Origin of the sequence: Collinsella sp. AF14-35 (assembly GCF_003464565.1) — a bacterium.
Taxonomy (GTDB): domain Bacteria; phylum Actinomycetota; class Coriobacteriia; order Coriobacteriales; family Coriobacteriaceae; genus Collinsella.
The window spans coordinates 20,082-30,179 of record NZ_QRZD01000025.1 but is presented as its reverse complement, the minus strand read 5'-3'; the positions used below and the strand labels follow the sequence as shown (position 1 = coordinate 30,179).

Annotated in this window: 7 protein-coding genes; 5 read left to right on the top strand and 2 right to left on the bottom strand. The window is 59.4% G+C overall.

The window, feature by feature from the left end:
* The first annotated feature begins 230 nt into the window (after positions 1-230).
* The 5 genes from DWW12_RS08105 to DWW12_RS08085 all read left to right on the top strand — a co-directional run bounded on the left by DWW12_RS08105 (position 231) and on the right by DWW12_RS08085 (position 8,839).
* Positions 231-1,754, top strand: coding sequence for a C69 family dipeptidase (locus DWW12_RS08105; protein WP_117564483.1), 1,524 nt, complete (start codon positions 231-233; stop codon positions 1,752-1,754).
* Positions 1,755-1,902: 148 nt separating this feature from the next.
* Positions 1,903-2,319 (top strand): hypothetical protein, encoded by a 417-nt coding sequence (locus DWW12_RS08100; RefSeq protein ID WP_117637319.1) that lies wholly within the window; start codon positions 1,903-1,905, stop codon positions 2,317-2,319.
* 8 nt (positions 2,320-2,327) lie between these two features.
* The gene (locus tag DWW12_RS08095) at positions 2,328-4,091 is read left to right on the top strand and encodes an AarF/ABC1/UbiB kinase family protein (RefSeq protein ID WP_117855675.1); all 1,764 of its coding nucleotides are present in this window, start codon (positions 2,328-2,330) and stop codon (positions 4,089-4,091) included.
* Positions 4,092-4,522: 431 nt separating this feature from the next.
* Positions 4,523-7,945, top strand: coding sequence for a DUF4430 domain-containing protein (locus DWW12_RS08090; protein WP_158564431.1), 3,423 nt, complete (start codon positions 4,523-4,525; stop codon positions 7,943-7,945).
* A gap of 9 nt (positions 7,946-7,954) precedes the next feature.
* Complete coding sequence (locus tag DWW12_RS08085; RefSeq protein WP_233544274.1) at positions 7,955-8,839, top strand: DUF4430 domain-containing protein; 885 nt, start codon at positions 7,955-7,957, stop codon at positions 8,837-8,839.
* 160 nt (positions 8,840-8,999) lie between these two features.
* Here the strand turns inward: DWW12_RS08085 and DWW12_RS08080 are convergent, their stop codons facing one another.
* Complete coding sequence (locus tag DWW12_RS08080; protein WP_055250894.1) at positions 9,000-9,407, bottom strand: GtrA family protein; 408 nt, start codon at positions 9,405-9,407, stop codon at positions 9,000-9,002.
* A 219-nt stretch (positions 9,408-9,626) separates the two neighbouring features.
* Positions 9,627-10,085 carry a GtrA family protein gene (locus tag DWW12_RS08075; protein WP_369832436.1) on the bottom strand — a complete coding sequence of 153 codons (459 nt, stop codon included), beginning with the start codon at positions 10,083-10,085 and terminating at the stop codon, positions 9,627-9,629.
* Positions 10,086-10,098 lie beyond the last annotated feature (13 nt).

Below are 10,098 nucleotides of genomic sequence, written 5' to 3'. Positions count from 1 at the left end.
GGCGGGGCATTCCCCGCCTCTTACACCACATCTCTGCGCGCTACCCTAATTTTTGAACAAATGTAGGCTTTCGACACCCATGCGTAGCAAAATTGCTGTTACTAAATTGGTGACAGTACTCATATTTGGCATATTTTGACCACAGGGGTTGCCAGCGCCGCGGTTTCGCCCTTTCTGCGCCGAAGCGATACACTGTTATCGTTTGATTTCTTCGCTCAAGGAGGATGCGCATGCCGTGCACAACGATTTTGGTTGGTAAGAACGCGAGCTACGACGGGTCGACGTTGGTCGCCCGCAACGAGGATTCGTCCAACGGGGTGTTTGAGCCCAAGCGTATGCGTGTGGTGCATCCCGACGAGCAGCCGCGCGTCTATACGAGCGTCCTGAGTCACCTGACCGTTGAACTGCCCGATAACCCCATGCGCTACACGAGCGTCCCCGATGTTGTCCCGGGCCACGGCATCTGGGCCGAGGCCGGTTTCAACGAGCTCAATGTGGGCATGTCCGCAACCGAGACGCTCACCACCAACGAGCGCGTTCGCGGCGCCGACCCGCTCGTCGACTACGTGCCCGCCAAGGGCAACGAGGACGAGGACGGCTATGTTCCGGCGCAGCCCGGCGGTCTGGGCGAGGAGGACATGGTGACCCTGGTGCTGCCATATGCCAAATCCGCCCGCGACGGCGTACGCATTCTGGGTGACCTGCTCGAGCGTTATGGCACCTACGAGAACAACGGCATCGCCTTTAGCGACGTGGACGAGATCTGGTGGCTCGAGACCATCGGCGGTCACCACTGGATCGCCAAGCGCGTGCCTGACGACGCCTATGTGACCATGCCCAACCAGCTGGGTATCGACAGCTTTGACCTGGATGACGCCGAGGGCGCCCAGGCCGATCACATGTGCTCCGCCGACCTGCGCGCTTGGATGGCCGAGTGGCATCTGGACCTGACGCTGGGCGTCGAGGGCGACGGTCCGGCCGCGGTCTTCAACCCGCGCGAGGCCTTTGGCTCGCACAGCGACAGCGACCACGTCTACAACACGCCGCGCGCCTGGTATATGCAGCGCTGCCTTAACCCCAGCGATGTGTGGGACGGTCCCGAGGCCGACTACACGCCCGAGAGCGACGATATTCCCTGGAGCCGCGTGCCCGAGCGCAAGGTGACCATCGAGGACATCAAGTACGTACTCTCGAGCCACTACCAGGGCACGGAGTACGACTGCTACGGCAGCAAGGGCACGCCCGCCACGCGTGGCGCCTATCGCCCCATCGGCATCAACCGCAACAGCCAGCTCGCTGTGCTGCAGCTGCGCCCCTATGCGCATCCGGCCTACCGCGCCGTGCAGTGGATGGCCTTTGGCTCCAACTCGTTTAACGCGCTGGTTCCGCTGTACGCCAACGTCGAGACCATGCCCGAGTACTTTGCCGACACGCAGGCTCGCGTGACGTCCGAAAACTTCTACTGGGCCAACCGCCTGATCGGCGCGCTGGCCGACGTCCGCTTCCATGAGTGCGGCCGCGCAGTCGAGGATTATCAGGAGAAGGTCGGCGGCATGGGCCACAAGCAGATTCATGACGTCGACGCTGCCGTAGCCGTTCTGCCCGAGGCCGAGGTGCCTGCCGAGCTTGCACGCGCCAACGAGGAGTTTGCCGAGCTCGTGCGCGTGGAGACCGATGCCCTGTTGGGCAAGGTGCTCTACACCACGAGCTGCGCCATGAAGAACTCTTTCGCGATGAACGACAACGTAAGGTAAAGGCAACCTTGCAGCGAACGAGCGGGGCAAACGCCGTCAAAGGCTTTGGCCCGCTCGATTTCTATCTTGGCGGTAAAACGATTTTGTGTCGTTCACTCAATCTTGGGTACAAGAAGTCCAATGCAGTTGTTCATGATTGGAGCCAACCATGGTTATGAAACTCGATCAGCTTGTTAACGGTGCCATCAACGTGGGCTTCGGCGCCGCCGCCGTTGCCGTCGAGGGCGGCAAGAAGGTTCTCGACGACCTCGGTACCAAGGGCGAGCAGGTCCGCAAGGATGCCGGCACCCCCGATATCGCCCGCAGCGTGTCCGATATGTTCGAGCAGGCGGGTGGCACCATCTCCGACCTGACCGAGCGCCTGGGCATGCAGGGCGAGACTGCGGCGCAGCGCGTGCTCGATGAGCTCATCCTGGCGCGCGTCCGCGTTATGACCGCCCCCGAGCGTACGGCCTTCCTGGCCCATGTGCGCGACATCGTCGATTCGGTCGAGGACAACGTGACTTCGGTGCCCGTCGAGTCTGTTGAGCCCGACGATGCAGAGGATGCCGAAGAGGCCGAGTAGTAGCGCAGATGGCAGATTCCACCACCGATTACAACAATCAAGATCCCTTGGGTGACGAGGCGGCGGTTGTCGACGAGGTCGATGCCGCCGTCTCGGGCGCTCGCAAGAAGCCGCGCGCTGTCGATATGGTCCCCGAGGAGCCCGACGCGATGGCGCCGGATGAGGAATACCAGCTCACGCCGGCAGGTCGTCGTGAGCGCATTGGGCAGATCGTTCGCCTGATCAAAAAGTATCGCGTGTGGGACAACCTCACGCCGATGCGCCTGCGTCGTCTGCTTGAAGAGCTCGGCCCTATGTTCGTCAAGATGGGGCAGATTCTGGCTAACCGCTCCGAGATTTTGCCGCAGCGGTTTTGCGACGAGCTGCGTCGTCTGCGCTCCGATGTAGAGCCGGTGCCGTATGAGGTAGTGCTCCGGTGTCTGGAAGAGGAGTACGGCCAGCGCCTGGGGCAGATGTTCGACGCGATCGACCCCAATCCGCTCGGAAGCGCGTCGCTCGCGCAGGTACACCGTGCCCGCCTGGTGACCGGCGAGGACGTGGCCGTTAAGGTGCAGCGCCCCGGCGCGCAGCAGGTGATGGCTCAGGATATCGACATCATCCGTTCGGTGGTGCGTATCGTCTCAAAGTTCGTCAACACCGACCAGTTTGTTGACCTGCACGGCGTGGTCGAAGAGCTGTGGACCTCGTTTCGCGAGGAGACCAACTTTTTGGCCGAGGCCAAAAACCTCAACGACTTCTACGAGTTCCATAAGAGCGTTCATGGCGTGACGTGCCCTAAATCCTATCTGGACCTGTGCACCGAGCACGTGGTGGTCATGGATTACGTCGACGGCATTTCGATCGCCGATCCTGAACGCTTGGTGGCCGAGGGCTATGACTTGGAAAAGATCGGTGCCGCGATTGTCGAGGACTACTCGACGCAGGTGCTCGACGACGGCTTTTTCCATGCCGACCCGCATGCGGGAAACATCATCCTCAAGGACGGCATTGTCTACTTTATCGACTTGGGCATGGTCGGACGCATGTCGAGCCACGATCGCGGTATCGTAAAGGACATGATTTTCGCCGTGGCCGAGGGTGACGTGCCCAAGCTCAAGGATTCGCTCATGCGCTTCGCCGTGACGCGTGGCGACTCGGCTGAGCTCGATCATTCGGCCTTTTTGTCCGATCTTGACTATATCGTGGCTGACTTTGCGGGCCTTGACCTTAAGGACCTAGATATCGGCGAGTTTTTGACCTCGCTGCTCAATCTGGCGCGCAAAAATGACGTTGAGCTGCCGAGCGTGGTGACGATGTTCGCCCGCGGCATGGTGACGCTCGAGGGTTTGCTGACCGAGTATATGCCCAACGTCAACATGATCCAGATCATCCAGACGCACATCAAAAACGAGAAGAGCACCTATGCGCGCGTGCGTGATATGGGACGCGATCTGGCCGCGAGCAGCTATCGCGCGGCAAAAGGCTCGCTCGAGGCGGCCGAGTATTTGGGCTTGGCTTCGCGTATGCTCACGCGCGGCCAGCTTAAGGTGAACACGCAGATCATGAGCAGCGATAAGGCGCTGCGACAGCTGGGCGGAATTATCGACCGCATGTCGATGGCTATCGTGATCGCCGGTCTGTTTATCGGTTCGTCGGTGGTGTACTACGCACGCATCGAGCCGGTTGTGTTTGGTATCCCGGTCATTGGCTTTATGGGCTACGTGAGCGCGCTGGTGCTGGCGCTTATGCTGGGCCGCAATATCTGGCTCAACAGCCACGGCGGCAAGCACTAGAGGCTGCGGCCGTCACCGCATTTTCCTATCGCAAACAATAGCTTTTACCTTGGGCTTCGCCTGCGTGCGAGGCCCTTTTGCGTGATACCATTTTGACGGTAATAATCGATGGCCTAGATGGTGGTGCGGAGACGCACGAATGCGCGGTTTTCCTGCGCGTTTGGGAGAATCGGGGTGCAAGTCCCCGGCTGTACCAGTAACCGTAATTCCTCTTGGCTCGGGATGTTCGCGTCGCAGATCGGACGGCGCGCCCGAGTCGTTAAGGTTAAGTCGGATCGCCTCCCATCTTGCGTGCGGCTGCGGCGTATGCCGCCGGTGTGCATAGGGCTCTGGAGGGAAGGGGGACCCCGATGGGGGAACTCGAGCGCAACACGCGCGATGACGTGGGGCAGCCTCAAGGCAACGCTCCAAGTACAGACAATGGGGGACAAATGGATATGTTTGAGGACGAGCGCGAGCGCGCCTCGTTGCATCGCCGTGGCGCGATTGCATGCGGCGTAGCCAAGCGCGGCCTGGTGGCATTCCTGGCCTTCGCGATGGCCTTTGGCACCACGCCGGCTCAGCTGTGGGCCGAGGGCGCCGAGGGCATTGCCGAGGCTGTGGCTCAGGCTGCGACGCCGGGCGAGGGCACGGGTGCCGCGGACGGTGCTGCCGACGGTGTCGTTTCTGAAACCGGCTCTAACGCGAGCGATGCGTCGGTTAACGATGGCGCTTCGGCGAATGCCGCAGATAGCAACGGCGTAGCGTCGGACGATTCTGCCGCAGTCGAGGCTTCTACTGCTTCGCCGGATTCATCCGAACAGAACGTCAAAAGTGTTGTAGCCGCTTCCGATGAGGCTGAATCTCAGCCTACCGAAGCCGCAAGCCAAGAGGTCGCGGCCACGTGCTCCGTCGTCGGCACCGACGCCAAGGGCGCCCAGCAGACCTGGGCCGCCGCGCAGCAGATCGCTCTGAAGGAGGGCTCGACCGCGGCCGACCTCTCCGAGCAGCTCTTCAGGCAGGCCGGCCTCAAGGCCGACTACGACCCCAACGGCTCCTGGGGCTGGGCACTCAACTCGATCACGTCGCCCTTCGACGCGGGCCGCACGCTCGCCTACGACCCGGCGACCGACGCGCACTGGCAGCTGTTCGTCAACGGCAGCGCCTCCGCGGTCGGCGCCGGCGGCTACACGCTCAAGGACGGCGACTCCGTCGTCTGGTGCTACTCGAAGTACGGTGACCCCGCGCCCGCCAATCAGATTTCCGTTAGCTGCACCGTTGTCGGCCAGGACGCCTCGGGCGCTCAGCAGACATGGGCGCAGCCCACGACAGCTTTGGTGGAAGAGGGCACGACCGCTGCTGATCTTTCCGAGCAGGCCTTTATAAAGGCCGGCATTGGCGCCAAAACGGGGAAAGGCACGTACGGCTGGTATCTCGAGTCGCTGACTTCACCGTTCAACAAGACCGTGACGCTTTCGAGCGAGAAAGTTAACGAAAACACTTGGAAATTCTGGCAGTTCTTCGTTAACGGTCAGGCGGCCAATGTCGGCGCGGGCAATTACACACTCAAGGCCGGGGACAAGGTTACCTGGGTCTATGGCTTTGATGGAACCATGCCCGGCCAGGTTTCCGTTTCAATGGAGATCATCGGTAAGAAGGATGAGAAGGCGCAGCGCTGGACCGATCCTTCGACGCAGGTGTTTGTCGAGGGCACGACGATCAAGGACGCTTCCGCTGCCTACTTCGATGCCATTGGCATTGAGTCCAAGATGTACGACCAATTTGGTTATTGGGGTGTTCATAGTCTTGTCTCGCCGCTTGATGGCACCGAGCTGTCGGGTGCATGGTCGTTCTTTGTTAATGGCGTTCCCGGGCCTCAGCTCGATAGCGATTACGTGCTCAAGTCGGGCGACAAAATCGTCTGGGCTTACGCCCCTGGCGACACCGTTCCTAATCCCGATGAAGTCGTAGTCGATCCGAGCGCTTCGCGCCCGACCGATTGGAAAGCCGACTGGAGTGGCAATTCCAATGCGGTGGTCAAGAACGTGTCCACGCCTACGGGCACGCTGGCAAGCCCTTGGACGTTCGATTGGAGGGCCTACTCGGGTGCCACGTATCCCAATGCGAGTGAGCCTATTGTCGTGAACGGCAACGTTTACCTTGCCGTGAACAAGCGTTTGCTTAAGATCGACGCCGAGTCGGGCAAGGTGCTTGCCGAGTCGAACCTTCAGGCTGCGATTGGCTACACCACGCGTCCGATTTATACGAAAGGCTTGGTCATCGTCCCGCTCGACGGCGGTGCGGTCCAGGCTCTGACGGCCGATACGCTGACGACGGTTTGGGTCACTGACTCTGTGAGCAAATCTGCCCAGTCAAATTCCCAGCTGACGGTCGATGGCAACTATCTCTACGTTGGCACCGTTGATGTCGACTATGGAACGAGTACGTACAATAACGGTCATCTGACGCGTATTAATATACTGACCGGCGCTGTTTCTTGGCAGCATGTTAATGCTGATGAGGGCTACTACTGGACGAGCGCTACAGTGGGCGACGGCTATATTCTGGTTCCGACGAGTGCAGGTACCGTTGAGATGCTGAGCAAGTCGACAGGTGATGTGCTCGGCAGCGTTTCGGTTGGTGCCATCGTCAACTCCGGCTGTGTACTGTCCAAAGACGGCAAGCATGCCTATGTGATCTCGCGTGACGGCAAGCTCCACGTGCTGGCACTGTCGGACGCAAACGCAAGGGCCTCTTCGCGCATTTCCGAAGAACGCGTCATCGATCTTGGTCTTACGGGTTGTGCCTGCATGCCCACGCTGTATGGCAATAAGCTGATTGTCGGTGGCGAGGTTTCTGGCGGTTCGGCGCTGGCGATTGTCGACCTTGATAATGACTTTGCTACGACGTTGGTTTCGTCTGCCGATGGCTCCGTGCTTCCTGCCGGTGGCATTAAGGGCGCACCGCTCGTGAGTGTCCAGGCGGATGACACGTACGTTTATTTCACTGTCAACTATGGTGCGACTTCCGACTATGTGAACTACACCTCGGGCGGTGGCGTGTATCGCTACAAGATGGGTGACGCACAGGCGACCGGTGCGTTTAGCGCAGCGGGACACAACAATTACTGTGACTCGCCGATTGCCTGCGATGCCAAGGGTAACCTCTACTACATCAACGATTCCGGCACGCTTTTCAAGCTGAGTGGTGGCGTTAAGGTCTCGTTTGAGACTGGCGAGGGTTCTAAGGTCGACTTCCAGACTACGGCCGATGGCAAGCTGGTCAAGCCGGCCGATCCGACGCGCGACGGCTACACTTTCGGCGGTTGGTATACCGATGAGGCTTGCACGCAGGCGTATGACTTTAGCACGCCGGTGACGGCCGACCTGACGTTGTATGCCAAGTGGACCAAGAATGCCGTTAACCCTGGCGGTAATGGCGGTTCTGGCACTAATGGTGGCAACGGCGGCGCTGGCAACGGTTCCGGTGCTGGCACGGGCACGGGTTCCGGCTCCGGCACGAAGGGCCAGCAGGTCGGCGGCGCTATCGCCCCGGGTCATAAGCCGACGACCAAGACGACGGTGTCGACCAAGACCGAGACCAAGGACAACAAGTCCGACAAGAAGGACGCCGATAAGTCCGATAAGAAGGACGAGAAGAAGTCTGACAAGAAGTCTGACAAGAAGGACAGCAAGTCCGACAAAAAGTCCGATTCCAAGTCCGATACGGGTGCTGCTTCCACGACCACTGCTAAGAAGTCCTCTAGTGCTTCCGAGCAGGAGATTGGCACCAACCCGCTCGCCATTGTTGGCGTTGCCGCCGGCGTCATCGGTCTCGCCATCGTCGGCGTGTTCGTGTTCACCAAACGTCGGTAGGTGAGGGCTGTGTCCAATAAATCCAAGGACGCTGACCCCAAGCAACCAAATTCCTCGTTCATTCAGTTCGACGATGCAAAGCAACAGGGCGCCGCTTCGGCGGCGTCCGCCCCTCGACGGAAGGCGCTTCTTGGCGTTCTGATTGCCGCGTGCGTTGCGCTGATTGTCATATCGCTGGGCTTCGTCCATCCTTCCGAGAGCGGCGCCTGGTCCATTGACTGGCTCGTTCAGACCGTGACGGGGGAGAGCGTCGTCACCAAGGACACCAAGGCGTCTGGCTCGACTACGACTTCGGGCGAGGCCAGTTCCGAGGATTCCAAGTCATCGAATGACGCAAAAGATCAGTCCAAGGACGATTCCGAGTCTTCAAACAAGGAATCGGATAAAAGCTCGGATAGCAAGAAGTCCGATGGTCGGGACGGCAAGAAGTCTGGAGATAAATCCGCTGCCCAGAATACGGGAGCCGGCGATACTTCCAATGTGTCTGGCGGTGCTTCTTCGGGCGGCGGTCAGTCGTCTGATGGAGCCTCCAGCTCTAATGGCGGAAGCGCTCCCTCGGGCGGCCAGAGCGGCTCGCAGGAGTCCAGCTACGTAACGGTGACGGTTTCGGTCACATCGAGCGCTGTGGGCAATCCTGTGTCTTCTGGTGGCACCTTTACCTTTAACGAAGGCGCTACCGTCTACGATGCCCTGTGCGCGCTGGGCCTTTCTGTCAACGCACATGGCTCGTCGTACGGCACGTATGTTTCTGCGATTGGTGGTTTGGCCGAGAAACAGTACGGCGGCACGAGCGGCTGGATGTACTCCGTCAACGGCACAACGCCCATGACGGCCTGCAGCAACTACGTTCTCTCCAACGGCGACAACGTGGTCTGGTATTACGTTACAGGCTAGAGGCTTCGACATAGCGCGCCAGACGGGCGGTTCGGACAAACATCCGGGCCGCCCGTTTTTCATGCGGATGGGATTGGGTCGCCGGGTCTCTCGGCAAACAAAAAAACCGGTTGGAATGGGAATTCCAACCGGTTATACATTCAAGCAAATAGCGAATCGACTACGACCGTGCGCCCTCGAGAAAGAAGCGACGGCTGAAGTAGTTGTACCAGGTGACGAGGAACGTGGCGATGGCCTTCATGGCCTGGTAGCCGATGCTCAAAAACGTGACGCCCACAAACATGTATAGGTCGTTGAGGCCCAGGCCGATCACCGACAGGATGGTGAAGATCGTGAACTCGCGCTTGCGGCTCATGCCCTCGCGGTGGTCGAACACGTACTTCATGCTGAGCCAGTAGTTGACCACAACGGAGGTGGTAAACGAGACCGTGGTGCTCATCAAAAAGTCGAGGTGAAACAGCTCGACGAGCGCAATGAGCATACCCCAGTCGATGCCAAAGGAGATAAGACCCACGACAGCGAACTTGAGGAACTGCTTGGTATGAGGTTGTGCCAGTGCCTTGCGCACGTAATCACATCCAATGCGTTGATGAATCGAGCAGGGGATACTTTAGAGCTTTTGCAAGGGAAACGTAAGGTCTTTGCCAAGAACTATACGAACTCGCCAAATTATCAAGTGCTAATCCGCAAACGTTGAAAATTTGCCCGTAAACGAGCGGCACCCACGGACGATACTGCGCTGAGCGCGCGTCGTCCGTGGGCGCCGTAATGCTGCAGGTGTGTCGAGCTATTTGGTCTCGTCGCCCTCCAGGAAGATCTTTCGGGTCACAAAGTTGTAGACCATGACAAGCGCGGTGGCGCAAATCTTGGCGATATTGGCCTCGAGCCCCAAGCCGGTGTTGAGCGCCAGCACGATACCGTCGTTGAGAGCCAAGCCGATCACGGACAACACGACAAAGATAATGAACTCGCGGCGGCGGCTCATGCCCTCCTTGTGCGCAAACACGTACTTCATGCTGGCGAGGTAGTTAAAGATGAGTGAGATGATAAAGCCGCTGGTATTGGCGATTAGGATGTTGAGGCCCAGACCGTAGTGGAGCAGATTCATAATGCCAAAGTCGATGACCGTGGCAATGACACCGACGACGCCAAATTTCATGATCTGCGCAAGGAGCTTTTGCATGGTACCTGCCTTAAGCTGGCGCCGAAGCGCCGCGGGGATGACAAACTCAGCAAGTTTAGCCAATCCCCGCGGGTGG

Bases quoted from the DNA above. Each gene is read 5' to 3' on its own strand.
- DWW12_RS08105 (WP_117564483.1), top strand. From the start codon at position 231: ATGCCGTGCACAACGATTTTGGTTGGTAAGAACGCGAGCTACGACGGG.
- DWW12_RS08100 (WP_117637319.1), top strand. From the start codon at position 1,903: ATGGTTATGAAACTCGATCAGCTTGTTAACGGTGCCATCAACGTGGGC.
- DWW12_RS08095 (WP_117855675.1), top strand. From the start codon at position 2,328: ATGGCAGATTCCACCACCGATTACAACAATCAAGATCCCTTGGGTGAC.
- DWW12_RS08090 (WP_158564431.1), top strand. From the start codon at position 4,523: ATGGATATGTTTGAGGACGAGCGCGAGCGCGCCTCGTTGCATCGCCGT.